The sequence below is a fragment of the Streptomyces sp. NPDC090741 genome, assembly GCF_044769045.1.
Taxonomy (GTDB): domain Bacteria; phylum Actinomycetota; class Actinomycetes; order Streptomycetales; family Streptomycetaceae; genus Streptomyces.
Genome location: NZ_JBIVXF010000002.1, coordinates 721,376 through 738,248, shown reverse-complemented (window position 1 = coordinate 738,248; position 16,873 = coordinate 721,376). Strand labels below are relative to the sequence as shown.

Below are 16,873 nucleotides of genomic sequence, written 5' to 3'. Positions count from 1 at the left end.
CCTGACCCACCCCTGAGGGGGCGGGTCGGGGGCCCTAGGGGAGGACCCCCGTGGGGGCTACTCGACCACCAGCTCGACCTGGATGTTGCCGCGGGTGGCCTTGGAGTAGGGGCAGACCTCGTGGGCCTGCTTGACCAGCAGCTCGCCCGTCTCGCCGGCGAGGGACTCCGGCAGCTCGACACGCAGGGTGACGGCCAGGCCGAAGCCCGTGTCGTCCTTGCCGATCGAGACCTCCGCGGTGACCGACACCTCACCGGTGTCGACCTTCGCCTGCCGGCCGACCAGGCCGAGCGCGCTGGCGAAGCAGGCCGCGTAGCCCGCCGCGAAGAGCTGCTCGGGGTTGGTGCCCTGGCCGCTGCCGCCGAGCGCCGGGGGCATGGCGAGAGCGAGGTCGATCTGGCCGTCGGAGCTGACCGTGCGGCCTTCGCGGCCGTTGGCGGTGGCGACAGCGGTGTACAGCGCGTCCATCAGGGGGTTCCTCTCGCGGTGGTGACCGTGCAGCCGGTGATCGGCTGACATCCAGAAGTAGAGCACACAATTTAGTTGTGCACAACTAAATGCCTCGCAAGCCTTGCCCAGGTACACTTGCGTCCATGAGCGAGCAGCCCACCCAAACCCTCCGCGAGGAGGACTTCCTCCGCCTGGACGGCCAGATCTGCTTCGCGCTGAACTCGGCGAGCCGGGCCTTCAACGGCCTCTACCGCGTCGTCCTCAAGGACCTCGGCCTGACCTATCCGCAGTACCTGGTGATGCTGGTGCTGTGGGAGCACGGCACGACGCCCGTCAAGGAGATCGGAAACCACCTCCGACTCGACTCGGGGACTCTCTCGCCGCTGCTCAAGCGCCTTGAGGCGGCCGGACTGGTCCACCGGGAGCGCAGCACCGAGGACGAGCGGTCCGTCCACGTCGGCCTCACCGGGGCCGGTACGGCGCTGCGCGCACGCGCGGTGGAGGTGCCGCGCCGGATCGCGGCCGCTACGGGCTTCGAGCTCGCCGAGATCCGGGATCTCCAGATCCGCCTGCACCGCCTCACCGCGGCCCTCGACGCCGCCGTCCCCGAGGCCTGACCCGCGCCGCCGATCGGCGGGGCACTGCGTACGTCCCGGGCTGCGGCTGATGCGAGCCCTGCCCGGGAGCGTCCGCCGTGTGGTGCGCCCGAGCCGGGGGTAGGTTCGCCGGCATGGTGCACGTACTCGGCAGCCGCATCCTGCTCACCCCCACGGACCCGGAGCGTTCGCGCGCCTTCTACGGCGCCACGCTGGGGCTCGCCGTCCACCGGGAGTTCGGCACCGGGCCGGAACGCGGGACGGTCTACTTCCTGGGCGGCGGCTTCCTGGAGGTCTCGGGGCGCGCCGAGGGCCCGCCCGCCCCGGGGCTCCGGTTGTGGCTCCAAGTCGCCGACGCGCAGGCTGCGTACGAGGAGCTGCTGACGCGGGGCGCCGAGGTGCTGCGGCCGCCCCGGCGGGAGCCCTGGGGGCTGATCGAGATGTGGATCGCCGACCCGGACGGCGTCCGCATCGCCATGGTGGAGGTCCCGGCGGACCACCCGCTCCGGTTCCGCCCCTGAGCCGTTGAGCCCCTGAGCCCGTCCACCCATCGGGGGGACATCGGGTGCACCCCCTGGACACGGCGTCAACCCGGCCCGGCCGTGCGGCCAGTAGGGGAGCGGGTGCACGGAACGCGCATAGCAGAGATGAATATGCCGTGGAGGCTTTTTGTAAAGATCAACTCAGTGTGCTGGATTGATCACCGACAGTGCCCCCGGCTGCGCGGAAGGACACCGAATGCGCACGGTTCGCGAATCAGTCCTGGACGTTCTACGAGCACGTGGTATCACCACGGTCTTCGGCAACCCCGGCTCGACCGAACTTCCGATGCTCAAGCGGTTCCCCGAAGACTTCCGGTACGTACTCGGCCTCCAGGAGGCCGTCGTCGTCGGCATGGCCGACGGTTTCGCCCTCGCCTCCAGAACCACCTCCCTCGTCAACCTGCACACCGGGCCCGGCACCGGCAACGCGATGGGCGCCATCCTGAACGCCCGGGCGAACCGCACCCCGATGGTCGTCACCGCGGGCCAGCAGGTGCGCGCCATGCTCACCATGGAGGCCCTGCTCTCCAACCCGCAGGCCACGCTGCTCCCCCAGCCCGCCGTCAAGTGGGCGTACGAGCCCCCGCGCCCCGCCGACGTCCCGGCCGCGCTCGCCCGCGCCGTGCAGATCGCCGAGACCCCGCCCCACGGGCCGGTGTTCCTCTCCCTCCCCATGGACGATTTCGACGCGGAGCTCACCGAGGCGGAGGACCTCGCCGGCCGGGCCGCCGCCGCCCGCCGGATCACGCACACCGCCGCGCCCGACGCCGCCACGGTCGCGGCGCTCGCCGACCGGATCTCCCGCGCCCGCTCCGCCGTCCTCGTCGTCGGCGACGACGTCGACGCCTCCGGCGCCTGGGACGCCGTCCTCGCACTCGCCGAGCGCACCGGACTGCCCGTCTGGGCGGCGCCCGTCGCAGCCCGCGTTTCCTTCCCCCGCAGCCATCCGCAGTTCCGCGGGGATCTGGCCCCGGCGATCGGGCCGCTCGGCCGGCAGCTCGCGGGACACGACCTGGTCGTCGTGGTCGGCGCCCCCGTGTTCCGCTACTACCCCTACATCCCCGGCTCCCACCTGCCCGAGGGCACCGAGCTCGTGCTCCTCACCCGGGACGCCGAGGAGGCCGCCCGGGCCCCCGTCGGGGACGCGGTCGTCGCGGACCTGGCACTGACCGTACGGGCCCTCGCGGAGCGGCTCCCGGCCGCCCCCGCCGGCGCGCCCGCGCAGCACGAGCAGGTGCGGTTCCCCGAGTCGGCCGACGGGGTCCTCACCCCGCTCGCCGCGCTGACGGCCATCGCCCAGGGCGCCCCGGAGAACACCCTCTGGGTCAACGAATCACCCTCCAACGTCCCGCAGTTCCACGAGGCCACCCGCATCTCCGCCCCGGACTCCTACCTGTTCTCCGCGGGCGGCGGCCTCGGCTTCGGGGCCGCCGCGGCCGTCGGCGCGCAGCTCGGCGCGCCCGACCGGCCCGTGGTCTGCGTCATCGGCGACGGCTCCATCCACTACGCCGTGCAGGCCCTGTGGACCGCGGCCGCGTACAAGGTCCCCGTCACCTTCGTCGTCCTCAGCAACGCCAAGTACGCGATCCTCCACTGGTTCGCACAGCTCGAACACGCCCAGGGCGCCCCCGGCCTCGACATCCCCGGTCTCGACATCACGGCAGTCGCCGACGGCTACGGGGTGCGCACCCACCGGGCCCAGGGCGCGGGTGAACTCACCAAGCTCGTACGGGACGCGGCGGCCCAGCAGGACGGACCGGTGCTCATCGACGTGCCCGTGACCACCGAGCTCCCCTCCCTCTGAGGCCCGGCCCCTCTCCAGCCCGGACGTCAGCCTCCCCACCACCGTCAGAAGGCCCCTCATGTCCCCCGAAACCCCTCTGCTGTCACGCCTGCGCACCCTCCTCACCGACCACGCCGACGTCCTGCACACCGACCCGGAGACCCTCACCGCGCACGCACGCGACGCCGCGCCGTTCTCCGCGGCCGGCACCCCGGCCCTCGTCGCCTTTCCGCGCACCGCCGAGCAGGTCCGGCACATCATGCGCACCGCGTACGAGCTCGGCGTTCCCGTCGTCCCGCAGGGTGCCCGCACCGGCCTCGCGGGCGCCGCGAACGCGATCGACGGCTGCGTCGTCCTGAGCACGGCCCGGATGGACCGCATTCTGGAGATCGACCCCGCCAACCGGCTCGTGCGCTGCGAGCCCGGCGTGGTCACCAAGCGCCTGAACGACGCCGTCGCCGAGCACGGCCTGTCCTACCCGCCCGACCCCGCCTCCTGGGAGCACTGCACCATCGGCGGGAACATCGCCACCGGAGCCGGCGGCATCTGCTGCGTCAAGTACGGAGTCACCGCCGACTACGTCCGCGGCCTGGACCTCGTCCTCGCCGACGGCCGCCGGATGCGGACCGGCCGGGACACGGCGAAGGGGGTCGCCGGGTACGACCTGACCCGCCTGCTCGTCGGCTCCGAGGGCACCCTGGCCGTCATCGTCGGCGCCACGCTCGGGCTGTGCCCCGTACGGCCGCCCGCGCTGGCGATGCTCGCCCAGTTCCCGACCCTGACGGCGGCCGGGGACGCCGTCGCCGCGATCACCGCGGCCGGCCACGTCCCGTCCGCCCTCGAACTCCTCGACCGGGCGACGTCCCAGGCCGTCGCCGACCACGGGCACCCGATGCTGACCCCGGGCGCCGCGGCCACGCTCATCATCGAGAGCGACACCGCCGAGCCCGCCCGCGACCTCGCGTCGATGGCCCTCCTGTGCAAGGAGGCCGGGTCCCGGAACGTGGTGACCGCCACCGGCTCCGAGGAGTCCCGGCAGGTCATCGAGGCACGGCGGCTGGTCACCCCGGCCCTGGGCGCGTTCGCCGCGACCCTCGGCGGCCGGCCGACCGCCTTCATCGAGGACGTGGCCGTGCCGCGCTCCGAACTGGCCAAGTTCATGGGCACGATCGAGGAGATCGCCGTACGGAACCGGCTTCGGATCTTCACCCTCGGCCACGCGGGAGACGGCAACCTGCACCCGACCGTCGTCTTCGACGAATCGGACGCGGACGAGTTCCGCCGCGCCCAGACCGCGTACGACGACATCATGGCCGCGGGCCTGGCCCTCGGCGGCACCAGCACCGGCGAGCACGGCATCGGCACCCTCAAGCGCGAGTGGCTGACCCGCGAGCTCGACCCGGTGAGCCTGGAACTCCAGCGCGGGCTCAAGCGCCTCTTCGACCCGAAGAACCTGCTCAACCCCGGCAAGGTCGTGGAGGCATGACCGAGGCCGTGGTCCGCTCAGGGGCCGCTGACGAGAACACCACGGGGGCCGCCGGGATCCCGGACCAAGGCACCGGCTCCGCCTCCCTCCCCGTACCGCGCCCCGCCCGGGCCGGGCGCGCCGAGACCGTCCGCTTCGCCGCGACCCACACGCTGCCCGCGTTCGTCCGCGGGGCCTTCCACCTGCGGCCCCGGGTGGTGGCGGCGCAGGCGGCCCTCGGCCAGCAGGGCTGGTCGGCGGCGACGCTGCGCGCCATGCGCGCCCGGCACGGCGGGGCGCCCGTCGAGGTACGCGGCCTGTCCGGGCCGCTGCTGGTCCTGCTGGACCAGGCCGACGTCCGGCGGTTCTACGAACTGCCCGTGCGCACCCTCGCCATGGACGCGCCCGACAAGTACAAGGGGCTGTCGCTGCTGGAGCCCACGGGCGTCATCTGCTCCCACGGCGACACGCGCGAGGAGCGACGGCGCGTCAACGACGAGGTGCTCGCCGCCGACCGGCCGGTGCACCCCTCGTGCGAGGAGTTCCGGGCGGTGATCGCGCAGGAGGCGCCCGCCCTGATCCAGAGCTCCGAGCTGGACTTCCCACTGCTGCGGCGTACGGTGGCCCGGATCGGGCGCCGGATGGTCCTCGGCGACGCGGCCGCGGGGGACGAGGAGCTCGCGCGGTGGCTGCTCGTGATCCGCGAGGAGGCCAACTGGATGCGGATGCGCAAGGGCCGGGCCGTGGCCGCCGAGGCGCTGTACCGCAAGGCCGCCGCGCGCGTCGAGGAGTACGCCGCCCGGGCCGAGCCGTACACCCTGGCCGCGCTCGCCCGCAGTCATCCGGCCGCCGCGGGACCGGACGCCGGCGCGCTGGACGCGGTGGGCCAGGCCCACCACTGGCTGCTCGCCCTCGACACCGTCGGCCCGACCGTGGCCCGTACCCTGCTGCTGCTCGCCGCGCATCCCGCCGAGCAGGAGGCCCTGCGGACCGAGGTCGACGGCGGGGGCGCGGAACTGCCCCGGCTGCGGGCCTGTGTGGAGGAGACCCTGCGGCTGTTCCCGATCGTGCCGGACCTCGTACGGGTCACCCGGGCCGAGACCGAGTGGCGCGGGGTCCACTATCCGGCGGGGACGGCGGTGCTGGTGCCCGCCCTGTTCCACCAGCGGGATCCCGAACACGTGCCTGCGGCCCACCAGTTCGTGCCCGCCCGGTGGCTGCGGTCCGGGGCGGAGCAGGACATCCGGATGGCGCCGTTCAGCCACGGCGGCGGGCGCTGCCCGGGCGAGCACCTGGGCGTGCTGACGGCGGCCGTGCTGACCGCGGCGGTGCTGCGGGGCCACCGGGTCACCGGCGGCAGGCCCGCGGTGGACCCCTGCCGCCCGCTGCCCGGGATCCTCGCCTCGGCCGGCATCCGGCTCACCCTCGCCCTGCGCTGAGCACGTCCGGCGGCGCGGGGCCGGCCGCCCGCCGGGCCCCCGCGCCGCACGTGCGGACCGCCATCCGTACCCCACCATGCCCCGGAGGGCACCTGCATGACCGATGCCACGACAGCCGTCACCGGGCACGAACCGGAGACCGGCTCCCTGCACCACCTGTGCCGCGTGCTCGCGGAAGCCGCCGAAGGAGTGGGGGACGCCTCCCGGTACGCCTCCGAACTGGCCCTCGGCACCCGGCTGGCGCGCGTCGCCGGCGGCGGCGCCGCCCGGCGCACCCTGCTGCGGACGATCACCGACCCCAAGGGGCTGGGCTGGGCCCCGCGCGGCCGCGGCCTGGCCCGGATCGGCCGGCTCGCCGGGGTGTTCACGAGCCGGGAGAGCCTCGCGGTCAGCCTGGCCGTGACGGGCCTCAAGGCCCGCATCCGGGCCGCCGCCGTGACCCACCCCGAACTGTTCGGCGACCCGGACACCGCGCGCGTGCTGCGGGCCGTCCAGGGGGACCGGCAGCGCGAGGCGGTCCGCGTCTTCCGCTCGCTCCTCGGCGCCAAGGGCGCCGAGCGCACCTTCGCCCTGCTGGCCCCCGCCTTCGCCGACATCCTCGCGTGGAACGCCCTCACCGACGAGAACCCGTTCAACGACGATGCGGGCTGGGAGATCGCCACCGGCCGCACCCTGGCCGACGCCGAGCCGGTCCTCGGCATCAGCGCCCGGGTCTGGGCGTTCCTCGACCGCGGACCGGGCCGCGCCGAACCGCTCGTCCCCTCCCCCGCACTCGCCGAGCGCATCGACACCACCGGCACGATCGCCGGGTACGTCCGCAACATCGGCGCCGTGGGCACCGACGGAACGCTGCTGGTCCAGCAGGTCGTGGGTCCCGACGACGTGCAGCGGTACGTGGTCCAGCTCGCCGGCATGTCCGGTGTCAGCGACAAGAGCCCCCAGGACCTGCTGGGCGCCGGACACGCCGTCGCCCGCCCCGCCACCCCGTATTCCAGGGCGGTCGCCAAGGCGCTGCGCCTGCTGATCCCCTCGGGCAGTGAACTGGCCCTGGTGGGCCACAGCCTGGGCGGCATCACCGCCATGAACCTGGCCGCCGACCGGGACTTCTGCGCGATCCACCGGGTCACGCACGTCGTCGCGATCGGCTCCCCCATCGACGGCAAACGCCCGGCCGATCCGCGGACCCGGGTGTACTCGCTGGTCAACGAGCACGACGTGGTGCCGAGCCTGGAGGGCCGCTCCTCGGTCTCCGCGTATGCGCTGCCCGAGCAGTTCACCGAGTTCACCTGGACCGACGACACGCACTCCTTCCCGCTGTGCCATGCCGCCGAGCGGTACGCGCACAACCTCGAACACACGGTCCCCGAGGCGAGCGCCCACGTCGACGCCGACCTCGCGCCCTTCCGGGGCCGGGTGACCGCCGCCCGCTTCTTCCGGCTCCACGACCGCTGAGGAACACCATGACCGACACCACCTCCACCGAGCCGAGCCCGGCCCCGAGCCGTCGGACCCCGGCGGCCGCGGGCGTCCCCGCTCAGGCAGCCCGCCCCGGCCAGGCGCCCTCGTACGACCCGCCCGGGCTCCTCGAACGCCTCGGCTCGGCCGCCTTCGCCCGCCTCAACCGCACCCGCGAGTGGCACGAACTGCCGCTCCCCCTCGGGCTGCTGAACCTCCGGGTGCTCCGCGACGACCTCCGCCGCAAGAACCTGTACGACACCTACGGCGCGGGCGGGGAGCACCGCCGGCGTCCGACCGCCGCGCTCGCGCCCTTCCGCTCGTACGACGGCTCGGGCTACGACCCGTACGACGAGGACATGGGCCGGGTCGGCACCCGGCTCGACCGCAACGCCCCGCTGCACCTGGCCTTCCCGGACTCCGAAGAGGAGCTGATGTCGCCGAGCCCGCGGGAGATCAGCAGGCAGCTGCTGGCCCGCAGGGGGTTCGTGCCCGCGCCCACCCTCAACCTGCTGGCCGCCGCCTGGATCCAGTTCGAGAACCACGGCTGGGCCAACCACGGCGACAACGAGGAGGCCGAGCCGTTCACGGTCCCGCTCGCCGAGGACGACGACTGGGCCGAGCACGGCGGCGGCTGCCCGATGCGCGTGAACCGCACCCGCCCCGACCCGGTCGCGCACACCGCGGCCGACGCGCCGCCCACGTACGAGAACACCGTCACGCACTGGTGGGACGGCTCGCAGATCTACGGCTCCGACGAGGCCCGCTGCCGGGCGCTGCGCACGGGCGAGCACGGGCGGCTGATCGTCGAGGACGGCCGGCTGCCCGCCGATCCGCGGCCGGGGAACTCCTGCCTGGACTGGACCGGCATGAACAGCGACTACTGGGCGGGCCTGTCGCTGCTGCACACGCTGTTCGCCAAGGAGCACAACGCGATCTGCGACTACCTGCGCGCCCACTACCCGACCTGGGACGACGAGCGGCTCTTCCACACCGCGCGGCTGGTCAACACGGCGCTGATGGCGAAGATCCACACGGTGGAGTGGACGCCGGGCATCCTCGACACCCCGGTGCTGCACCGCGCGATGGACGCCAACTGGTACGGGGTGCTGCCGCGCTGGGTCAGCCGGACGTACGGGCGCGTCGGCAAGGGCGAGATGCTCAGCGGAATCCTCGGCTCCGCGACCGACCACCACGCGGCTCCGTTCTCGATGACGGAGGAGTTCGTCTCCGCGTACCGGCTGCACCCGCTGATCCCGGACGAGCTGGCCGTACGGGACCACCGCGCGGGCGGCGTCCGCGCGACCATCGGATTCGACGACATGCAGGGCGCGACCACCCGCAAGGCGGTCGACGCGTACGGCATGAGCGATCTGTTCTACAGCTTCGGCACGGCCCACCCCGGGGCCCTCGTGCTGCACAACCACCCGGACTCGCTGCGCAATCTGGCCCGGCTCACCGGCGAGCACATCGATCTGGGCACGGTCGACATCCTGCGCGACCGCGAGCGCGGGATCCCCCGCTACAACGCGTACCGGCAGATGCTGCGCAAGCGGCCGGTCACCTCCTTCGAGGAGCTGACGGGCGGGCATCCGGGTGACACTCCGCTGCTGAAGGAGCTGTACGAGGGGCGCCTCGACCGGGTGGACACGCTGGTCGGCAATCTCGCGGAGCCGCGGCCGGCCGGGTTCGGCTTCAGCGACTCGCTGTTCCGGATCTTCATCCTGATGGCGAGCAGGCGGCTGAAGAGCGACCGCTTCTTCACCACCGATTACCGGCCCGAGGTGTATACGGCGGAGGGCCTGGAGTGGGTGGACCGGGGCGGCATGGTCTCCGTCCTGCTGCGCCACCACCCCGAACTGGCCCCGGCCCTCGACGGCGTGACCAACGCCTTCGCCCCCTGGAGGGCCCTGTGACGGGCATTCCGGCGCCGCGCACGGAGCGGGGGGCGCGGCGCTGTGAGCCCGCGGAGGGGCTGCGGGCACACTCCGCGGCGCTGCTGCGGCACGCGGAACGGCTGCGGGCGGGGGCCGTGGCGCTGGACTGGAAGGGTCCGCAGGCCGAGGCCTTCCGGTGGCGGATCGAGGCCCTGGCCGACCGCTGCGCGACGGCGGCGGCCGGCCTGGCACGGTCCGCCGAGCAGTTGGACGCGGCCGTACGCCCGCGCTGACGGCGGGGGCCCGGCTCCGCCCGCGGAGCGGGCCCTCGTGCTCCTCACTGCTTCCTCGCCTCGTCCACCACCTCGCGCACCGCGTCCGCGACCAGCCGGGGCCGCTCGACTGCGATGCCGTGGCCGCTGTCGGTGTCGGTGACGTGCCGGGCGTGGAGCTCGCGGGCGAGGTCGTCCTGGGCGGCAAGCCAGGCCGGCCAGGTCGATCCGCTGTCGCCGATCGCGAGGTCCCACGGTTTGTCGGAGGTCAGCACGACGGCGGGCAGGGGGTGCGGCATCGCGGGCGCGCTGCCGATCTCCGCCACGGAGGCCTCGTAGTCGGGCACTTCGAGGCCCTTCCCCTGGTCCGTCGCCTCGATCTTGTGCATCCAGTCCGACCACTGAGCCGGTGTCAGGGTGTCACGCAGGTACGGTGACGCGCCGTCGACGGTGACGAGGCCGGACACCCGGGGGAAGTCGGTGCGTGCGAAGAGCTCGGCGATCATCGCCCCCCAGGAGGCGCCGACCAGCACGAACGGCCCGTGCTCGCCGGCGGCGGACAGCACCGCCCGCAGGTCCCGCACCCCCGCCCGCGCCGTGGTGGGCTGGGACACCGGGGTCGAGGAGGTCGGCTTTCCGTCGGTCCGCGTGGTCCCGGGGCGGTCGTAGGCGCATACCCGCGTGAACGAGGCGACCGTAGGAAGCACCGCCGCCGCACTGGGTTTCAGGCCGGCCGCGGGGGTGGCAGGGTCCACGACATGGGTCCACTCGTCCCCGGCACCGCCCGTCCCGGAGACGAGCACGACGGTCGGGGACCCGGTTCCCCGGCACTCCAGCCGGATGCGGCGGCCGCCGCCGCCCATGGGCACCAGGTGGGAGGGATCCCCGGAGGTACCGCCCGGGGACACGGTCGCCGTAGGAGTGGCCGTTGGCGTAGCCGTGGCCTTGGTCGCGGCCGGACCGCCGCACGCGGCGAGCGCGAGAGTCGCCACGACGGTGACCGCACCGGCCAGGACCTGGCCTCCTCCGGACACCCGCCCAGTGTCACACCCTGCCGTGACCGGGGCGATCGGGCCCGGCCGCGGCGAGCGCCTCGGCGACGAGACGCGGCAGGTGGTCATCGGTCAGGGCGTAGACCACGCGGCGGCCCTCCTTGCGGGTGGTCACCAGCCCCGACATACGCAGCCGGGCGAGGTGCTGGCTGACGGCCGGCCGGGCGGCTCCCACCGCCGCGGCCAGGGTGCCGACATCGGCCTCTTCCGAGGCCAGGGTGTGCAGGAGAGCGAGGCGGGTGCGGTCGGCCAGCAGGCCCAGGATCCCGGCCGCGGCCTCGAAGGCCTGCGGGCCGGGTTCTTGCGGGTGCGAACCCTGCGCAGGTGATAGGTGCATGCGTGCGCTCATACGCACACAATAGGCGGGTGGACGCTCGCGTCCACCCTTCCCTGTCGTCCTCGTCGAAAGCGAGCACGCCGTGAGCCACCACCACGAGCACCACGACGGATCCTTCCGGGCGCGGCTGCGACACCGGCTTCGACACCGGCTCGGCCATCCGGCGCACGCGTTCACCCCGCACAGCCATGAGCCGGCGGCCAAGGTCGACCCGGCGATGGAGACCTCGCGCCAGGGCATGCGCACGCTGTGGCTGTCCCTGGGCGTCCTGGGCCTGACCACGGCCGTGCAGGCCGGCGTCGTCGCCCTGTCCGGGTCGGTGGCCCTGCTCGGCGACACCGTCCACAACGCCGCCGACGCGCTGACCGCCGTTCCCCTCGGCGTCGCGTTCGTGCTCGGGCGGCGCGCGGCGAACCGCCGCTACACGTACGGCTACGGCCGCGCCGAGGACCTGGCCGGCATCGTCGTCGTGCTGACCATCGCGGCCTCCTGCGCCCTCGCCGCCTACCAATCCGTGGACCGGCTCCTCCACCCCCGCGAGATCAGCCAGCTCTGGGCGGTCGCGGGCGCCGCGGTGGTCGGCTTCCTCGGCAACGAGTGGGTGGCCCGGCAGCGGATCCGCACCGGCCGCCGGATCGGTTCCGCGGCGCTCGTCGCCGACGGCCTGCACGCCCGTACGGACGGGTTCACCTCGCTCGCCGTCCTGCTCGGCGCGGGCGGCGCCGCGATCGGCTGGAAGAGCGCCGACCCGATCGTCGGCCTGCTCATCACCGCGGCCATCCTCATCGTGGTGCGCGACGCCGCGCGCGAGGTCTGCCGGCGGCTCATGGATTCGGTCGATCCGGCCCTGGTCGACACGGCGCACGGCGCGCTGCTCGGCGTGGCCGGCGTACGGGGCACCGGGCAGGTCCGCATGCGGTGGATCGGGCACGCTCTGCGGGCCGAGGCCGACATCGTCGTCGACCCGCACCTCACGGTGGTGCAGGCGCACGCCCTGGCCGTCGAGGCCGAACACGCGCTGATCCACGCCGTCCCGCGGCTGACCGCGGCCACCGTGCACATCGACCACACCGCCGACCGCGAGGACCCGCACGCCGCCCTGGCCCACCACGCGGGCCGGGCGGGCTGACACCGGCTGACGGCGCCGGGGCGCAATCCCTGACGGTGCCTTGATGCCGGGGCCGGGAGCGCGTCAGCGGCGTATATGGAGTGGGCCGTTTCCCGTCAAGGTGGCGTCAGGGACCCGCGCGAGGGGGCCCCGGGCGGGGATAGCTTCGTAAGCCGCGCCCCGGACTGCCTCCCCGCACTCGGGGCGCCACCAGTCGCCTCTTGCGGTTCCTCAGGGAGGGCCCCATGTGTCTGTTCCGGTACGAAGACGATCCCGAGCCCGAGGAACGGGTCCCGGCCGGGCTCCTGTACGTGCCCGTCCGGCCGGGAAGAGGAGCGGAGGCGGTGATCCGCCTGTTCCGCACTCCGCTGGGCGCCCGTACGGCCGTCGGCTTCACGCGCACGGATCTGCTGGCCGCCACCCTCGGTGAGGGCCAGGGCTACATCCGGCTGTCGGAGTCCGTGCTGCGGGAGCTGTGCGAACCGCTCGGCGCGGGCCTGATCACCGTCGACCCGACGCTGTCGGCCCCGGCGGCCGCTCCGGCGGCTCCGAGCGCCACCGCGGCGCCGCTGCGGCCGGGCCGGTTCCCGGCCCAGGCCGTCTGAGGGGAGGAGTCCCATGACCACCGTCACCCTGTCCGAGATCGCCGCGGGCTCCGCGGACGAGCTGTCCGTCTGGCCGGCCTCGACGACCCGGCTGCCGCAGGGGGGCCTCGCCGTCGGCGGGGTCCCGCTGACCGAGATCGCCGACCGCTTCGACACCCCGGCGTACGTACTGGACGAGGGCGAGGTACGGGCCCGCTGCCGCACCTACCGCGACGCCTTCCCCGAGGCCGAGGTGCTCTACGCCGCCAAGGCCTTCCTCTCCCGCGCCATGGTCCACTGGGTCGCCGAGGAGGGCCTCGGACTCGACGTCTGCTCGGCCGGCGAGCTCGAACTCGCCGTCACCGCCGGATTCCCGCCGGACCGCATCCTCCTGCACGGGAACGCCAAGTCGCCCCGCGACATCGAGACCGCCCTGCGGCTCGGCGTCGGCCGGATCGTCATCGACAGCCCGTCCGAGATCGCCCGACTGGCCGCCGCCGTCGGCCCGGGCGGACACCAGAAGGTCCTGGTCCGCGTCGTCCCCGGCATCTCGGCCGGCGGCCACGAGAAGATCCGTACCGGCACGGACGGCCAGAAGTTCGGCCTGTCCCTCACCGACGGCTCGGCGCAGCACGCCGTCACCCGCATCCTGGGCCAGCCGCAGCTCGAACTCGTCGGTCTGCACTGCCACATCGGATCCCAGATCACCGACGTGAAGCCGTACCTGACGGCGGTACGCCGCGTGGTCGGCCTGATGGCCCGCATCCGCGACGCCCACGGCGTCTCGCTCCCCGAGCTCGACATGGGCGGCGGCCACGGCATCGCCTACTGCCCGGGCGAACCCGCGCTCGACCTCACGGCCCTGGCCGGCCGGCTTCGCGCCGAGCTCGTCGAGAGCTGCGCGGCGGCCGGGCTGCCCGCGCCCCGGCTCGCCATCGAGCCGGGCCGGGCGATCGCCGGTCCGGCGGGGGTGGCCCTGTACCGGGTCCTCGCGGTGAAACGCACCGGGGAGCGGGTGTTCGTGGCCGTGGACGGCGGCATGAGCGACAATCCCCGGCCGGCGTTGTACGGGGTCCGGTACGCGCCCCGCCTGATCGGCCGCCACTCCACCGCCGGGCCCTGTACGGCCACGGTGGTCGGCCGGCACTGCGAGGCGGGCGACATCCTCGCCGCCGACGTCGAACTCCCCGGCGACGTCCACCCGGGAGACCTGCTCGCCGTGCCGGTGGCGGGCGCCTACCAGCTGTCCATGGCCTCCGGCTACAACATGGTCGGCCGTCCGCCGGTCGTCGCCGTCGACCACGGCACGGCCCGGCTCCTCGTACGCCGCGAAACCCTGGACGACTTCCGCCGCCGCGACATCGGCGACTGAGGTCCGGTCGGGGTACCGGTCGGTCCGCCGGCCGACCGGTGCCCCGGCCTGCGCGGTTTTCGACCGGCCCGATCGCCGGGCGGGGGCGTCCGGGCCACCATGGAGGGAGATCCGTATCCACGGGGACCTCGCCCGGGAGGCGCCGATGGTGCACACCGATGGAGCGGCCGCGGACGTCCTGGTGGCGGGGGCCGGCCCGGTCGGGCTGACGGCGGCCGCCGAGCTGCGGCGGCGCGGGATCGCCTGCCGGATCGTCGACCGGCTCCCGGCGCGGCTGCCGTACGCCAAGGCGGTGGGGATCCAGCCGCGGACCCTGGAGATCTGGGACCGGATGGGTTTCGTCCGGACCGCGCTGGAGGCGGCCGTCCCGATGCGCGGGCAGCTCACGTACGTGAACGGCGTGGAGCAGCCCCGGCTGGACCTGGTGCTGCCGCCCGAGGTCCCGTACCGCTTCGCCGCGCTGCCGCAGTACGAGACCGAGCGGATCATCGAGGAGTTCCTGGCGGGTTTCGGGACGCGCATCGAGCGGGGCTGCGAGTTGGTGTCGTTCGTCCAGGACGCCGACGGGGTGACCTGCCGGCTCGCCACTCCCGCAGGGGAGGAGGAGGTCCGCACCCGGTTCCTGGTGGGCTGCGACGGCGCGCACAGCACCGTCCGCAAGGGGCTCGGCCTGGCCTTCGAGGGCGGGGCGTTCCCCGAGGAGTACATGCTCGCCGACGTGGAGCTCGACTGGGACCTGCCGTACGCGTACGGGGTGCGGGCCATGCACCACGATGCCCGGGGCGCCGTCGACGACCTGCTGGTGTGCATTGCGCTGCCGGGCGGCCGCCGCTACCGGGTGTCGATGATGGTGCCGCCCGAGCTGTCGACCGCTCCCCCGCAGGGCGCTGACGCGGTGGCGCACGGGCTGGAGGGCGGCCGGGCCCCCGAACTCGGACACATCCAGGCCGTCCTGGACCGGCTGTCCCCACAGCCCACCACGGCGTCGGCCATGCGCTGGTCGTCCGTGTTCCGGATCAGCCACCGGCTGGTGGACCGGTACGGGCAGGGCCGGGTCTTCGTGGCCGGGGACGCGGCGCACATCCATCCGCCGACCGGGGCGCAGGGCATGAACACGGGGATCCAGGACGCCTGGAACCTGGCCTGGAAGCTGGCACTGGCCGTGCGGGGCGCCGGCGGTCCGGGGCTGCTCGCGAGTTACGACGCCGAGCGCCGGCCGGTGGGCGAGGAGGTCGTCGGCCGTACCGTGCGGCAGGCCGCCGAGGGCGTCCAGGCCGATCCGGAGGACGCGGACACGCTGATGATGCGCCAGGCCCAACTGCTCGTCGGCTACCGGGGCAGCCCCCTCGTCCAGCCGCCGGGCCCGGAGGACGAGGGCGGGCCCGGGCCGCGGCCCGGCGACCGGGCACCCGACTGCGGCGGGCTCTCCGGGCAGATCGCCGCGTATCCGGTGCGGCTGTACGACCTGCTGCGCGGCCGCGATCACATGCTGCTGCTGTACGGGCCGGGCCCGGCGCTGGACGGCCTCGCCGAGCTCGCCTCCGCGGTACGGGGTTCCGCGACGGGCCGGGTCGGGGTGTGCGCGATCCTCGCCGACGCCGAGGCCGAAGCCGACCGGGGGACGCCGGTGCCCGTGTACCGGGACGGCCGGGGCGAGTTCGCCCGGATGTACGCGGTGCGCGAGCCGGCGGCGTTCGTGGTCCGGCCGGACGGCTACCTCGGTGCCAGGCTGTGCCCGCCGACCGTCTCGGGGCTGGCCGCCCACTTCTCCGGGGTGTTCGGGAGCTGAGCGGGCTCGCCGGGCCCCTCGGCTCCCGCGCCCTGCGCACCCGTTCCCTCGGCTCCCGTTCCCCCGGCCCCGGTGAACCCCTTGGCGAGGAGCCGGACGGCCAGGCCCACCTCCCAGGCGAACACCGGGAGGGCGGCCAGCGATCCGGCGACCGAGACCTGCTCGTAGAGGCCGAACAGCACGGCGGTCGCCGAGGCGCAGATCAGCGCGCCGCCGACGAGCCCCAGCACGGCGAGGGGCCGCGGGACGAGCCGTGAGCGGTACATCAGGCCGGCCAGGACGAGGGTGTTCGCGCCGAGGACGAAGTTGGGCCCGAAGAGGAACGTCCAGTCGTGGAACGCCACGAGGGTGTCGGCGGCCGTGACGAGGGAGGCGCCCCCTCCGCCCGGCGCTGCGGCGGATTCCCGGCGCAGCGTCACCACCGACAGCACGCTGATGATGCCGACGAGGATGACGGCGGCTTCCAGCAGCCGCCCGCAGACGTAGCCGAGCGCGGCACCCTCGTTCTGCCGCTTGACGACCGGGTACAGGGCGACCCCGGTGCCGATGACGGCCAGCGCGAGGACGAACTCGGACAGTGCCCCGAGGAACACCCGGGTGTCGGTGCCGGGTCCGAGGACGTAGCCGGCGTCGTGCAGGACGGGGCCGTACAGCGCGAGCCCGCCGATCGCGGCGACCTCGGTGACGAGGAACAACACCCCTGTGACGACCGCGGTCTTTCTGGTCGAACCCATGCGGAACCACTCCCCCTT

The 16,873-nt window shown here is 74.2% G+C and carries 16 protein-coding genes; 12 read left to right on the top strand and 4 right to left on the bottom strand.

Going from position 1 to position 16,873, the window contains the following annotated elements; genetic code table 11:
* Positions 1–57 precede the first annotated feature (57 nt).
* Positions 58–468: an organic hydroperoxide resistance protein gene (locus ACIQU4_RS08445; RefSeq protein ID WP_403727334.1), complete on the bottom strand. Its 411-nt coding sequence runs from the start codon at positions 466–468 to the stop codon at positions 58–60.
* A 125-nt stretch (positions 469–593) separates the two neighbouring features.
* On the opposite strand from ACIQU4_RS08445, the gene ACIQU4_RS08440 reads away from it, so the two are divergent.
* From ACIQU4_RS08440 to ACIQU4_RS08405, 8 genes are all read left to right on the top strand, one after another.
* Entirely contained in the window at positions 594–1,067 is a 474-nt protein-coding gene (locus ACIQU4_RS08440; RefSeq protein ID WP_385574989.1) for a MarR family winged helix-turn-helix transcriptional regulator, read from the top strand.
* A gap of 113 nt (positions 1,068–1,180) precedes the next feature.
* Positions 1,181–1,567 (top strand): VOC family protein, encoded by a 387-nt coding sequence (locus ACIQU4_RS08435; protein WP_403727332.1) that lies wholly within the window; start codon positions 1,181–1,183, stop codon positions 1,565–1,567.
* A gap of 217 nt (positions 1,568–1,784) precedes the next feature.
* Entirely contained in the window at positions 1,785–3,392 is a 1,608-nt protein-coding gene (gene mdlC, locus ACIQU4_RS08430; protein WP_403727331.1) for a benzoylformate decarboxylase, read from the top strand.
* 58 nt (positions 3,393–3,450) lie between these two features.
* On the top strand, positions 3,451–4,857 hold the full coding sequence (locus ACIQU4_RS08425; RefSeq protein WP_403727329.1) for an FAD-binding oxidoreductase: 1,407 nt from the start codon (positions 3,451–3,453) through the stop codon (positions 4,855–4,857).
* On the top strand, positions 4,854–6,275 hold the full coding sequence (locus tag ACIQU4_RS08420; RefSeq protein WP_403727327.1) for a cytochrome P450: 1,422 nt from the start codon (positions 4,854–4,856) through the stop codon (positions 6,273–6,275). The genes ACIQU4_RS08425 and ACIQU4_RS08420 overlap by 4 nt, the downstream gene beginning before the upstream one ends.
* Positions 6,276–6,371: 96 nt before the next feature.
* Complete coding sequence (locus ACIQU4_RS08415) at positions 6,372–7,727, top strand: hypothetical protein (RefSeq protein WP_403727325.1); 1,356 nt, start codon at positions 6,372–6,374, stop codon at positions 7,725–7,727.
* A gap of 8 nt (positions 7,728–7,735) precedes the next feature.
* Positions 7,736–9,646 carry a peroxidase family protein gene (locus ACIQU4_RS08410; RefSeq protein ID WP_403727323.1) on the top strand — a complete coding sequence of 637 codons (1,911 nt, stop codon included), beginning with the start codon at positions 7,736–7,738 and terminating at the stop codon, positions 9,644–9,646.
* Entirely contained in the window at positions 9,643–9,900 is a 258-nt protein-coding gene (locus ACIQU4_RS08405; RefSeq protein ID WP_403727321.1) for a hypothetical protein, read from the top strand. Before ACIQU4_RS08410 ends, ACIQU4_RS08405 begins: the two co-directional genes overlap by 4 nt.
* 44 nt (positions 9,901–9,944) lie before the next feature.
* Here the strand turns inward: ACIQU4_RS08405 and ACIQU4_RS08400 are convergent, their stop codons facing one another.
* Together ACIQU4_RS08400 and ACIQU4_RS08395 are read right to left on the bottom strand one after the other, a co-directional pair.
* Complete coding sequence (locus ACIQU4_RS08400) at positions 9,945–10,913, bottom strand: alpha/beta fold hydrolase (RefSeq protein WP_403727319.1); 969 nt, start codon at positions 10,911–10,913, stop codon at positions 9,945–9,947.
* Between the two features lie 10 nt (positions 10,914–10,923).
* On the bottom strand, positions 10,924–11,280 hold the full coding sequence (locus tag ACIQU4_RS08395; RefSeq protein ID WP_403727318.1) for an ArsR/SmtB family transcription factor: 357 nt from the start codon (positions 11,278–11,280) through the stop codon (positions 10,924–10,926).
* 70 nt (positions 11,281–11,350) lie between these two features.
* Between ACIQU4_RS08395 and ACIQU4_RS08390 the strand changes: the two genes are divergently transcribed.
* The 4 genes from ACIQU4_RS08390 (at position 11,351) to ACIQU4_RS08375 (ending at position 16,121) form a co-directional block, all read left to right on the top strand.
* Entirely contained in the window at positions 11,351–12,397 is a 1,047-nt protein-coding gene (locus ACIQU4_RS08390) for a cation diffusion facilitator family transporter (protein ID WP_403727316.1), read from the top strand.
* A gap of 224 nt (positions 12,398–12,621) precedes the next feature.
* Positions 12,622–12,981: an SAV_915 family protein gene (locus ACIQU4_RS08385; protein ID WP_403727314.1), complete on the top strand. Its 360-nt coding sequence runs from the start codon at positions 12,622–12,624 to the stop codon at positions 12,979–12,981.
* Between the two features lie 13 nt (positions 12,982–12,994).
* Entirely contained in the window at positions 12,995–14,332 is a 1,338-nt protein-coding gene (gene lysA / locus ACIQU4_RS08380; protein WP_403727313.1) for a diaminopimelate decarboxylase, read from the top strand.
* Between the two features lie 145 nt (positions 14,333–14,477).
* Positions 14,478–16,121 carry an FAD-dependent monooxygenase gene (locus tag ACIQU4_RS08375; protein WP_403727312.1) on the top strand — a complete coding sequence of 548 codons (1,644 nt, stop codon included), beginning with the start codon at positions 14,478–14,480 and terminating at the stop codon, positions 16,119–16,121.
* Here the strand turns inward: ACIQU4_RS08375 and ACIQU4_RS08370 are convergent.
* Positions 16,046–16,855 (bottom strand): DUF4386 domain-containing protein, encoded by an 810-nt coding sequence (locus tag ACIQU4_RS08370; RefSeq protein WP_403727310.1) that lies wholly within the window; start codon positions 16,853–16,855, stop codon positions 16,046–16,048. The genes ACIQU4_RS08375 and ACIQU4_RS08370 overlap by 76 nt on opposite strands.
* Positions 16,856–16,873 lie beyond the last annotated feature (18 nt).

Bases quoted from the DNA above. Each gene is read 5' to 3' on its own strand.
- lysA (WP_403727313.1), top strand. From the start codon at position 12,995: ATGACCACCGTCACCCTGTCCGAGATCGCCGCGGGCTCCGCGGACGAG.
- ACIQU4_RS08440 (WP_385574989.1), top strand. From the start codon at position 594: ATGAGCGAGCAGCCCACCCAAACCCTCCGCGAGGAGGACTTCCTCCGC.
- ACIQU4_RS08385 (WP_403727314.1), top strand. From the start codon at position 12,622: ATGTGTCTGTTCCGGTACGAAGACGATCCCGAGCCCGAGGAACGGGTC.
- ACIQU4_RS08415 (WP_403727325.1), top strand. From the start codon at position 6,372: ATGACCGATGCCACGACAGCCGTCACCGGGCACGAACCGGAGACCGGC.
- mdlC (WP_403727331.1), top strand. From the start codon at position 1,785: ATGCGCACGGTTCGCGAATCAGTCCTGGACGTTCTACGAGCACGTGGT.
- ACIQU4_RS08410 (WP_403727323.1), top strand. From the start codon at position 7,736: ATGACCGACACCACCTCCACCGAGCCGAGCCCGGCCCCGAGCCGTCGG.
- ACIQU4_RS08425 (WP_403727329.1), top strand. From the start codon at position 3,451: ATGTCCCCCGAAACCCCTCTGCTGTCACGCCTGCGCACCCTCCTCACC.
- ACIQU4_RS08420 (WP_403727327.1), top strand. From the start codon at position 4,854: ATGACCGAGGCCGTGGTCCGCTCAGGGGCCGCTGACGAGAACACCACG.
- ACIQU4_RS08435 (WP_403727332.1), top strand. From the start codon at position 1,181: ATGGTGCACGTACTCGGCAGCCGCATCCTGCTCACCCCCACGGACCCG.
- ACIQU4_RS08375 (WP_403727312.1), top strand. From the start codon at position 14,478: ATGGTGCACACCGATGGAGCGGCCGCGGACGTCCTGGTGGCGGGGGCC.
- ACIQU4_RS08445 (WP_403727334.1), bottom strand. From the start codon at position 468: ATGGACGCGCTGTACACCGCTGTCGCCACCGCCAACGGCCGCGAAGGC.
- ACIQU4_RS08395 (WP_403727318.1), bottom strand. From the start codon at position 11,280: ATGAGCGCACGCATGCACCTATCACCTGCGCAGGGTTCGCACCCGCAA.
- ACIQU4_RS08370 (WP_403727310.1), bottom strand. From the start codon at position 16,855: ATGGGTTCGACCAGAAAGACCGCGGTCGTCACAGGGGTGTTGTTCCTC.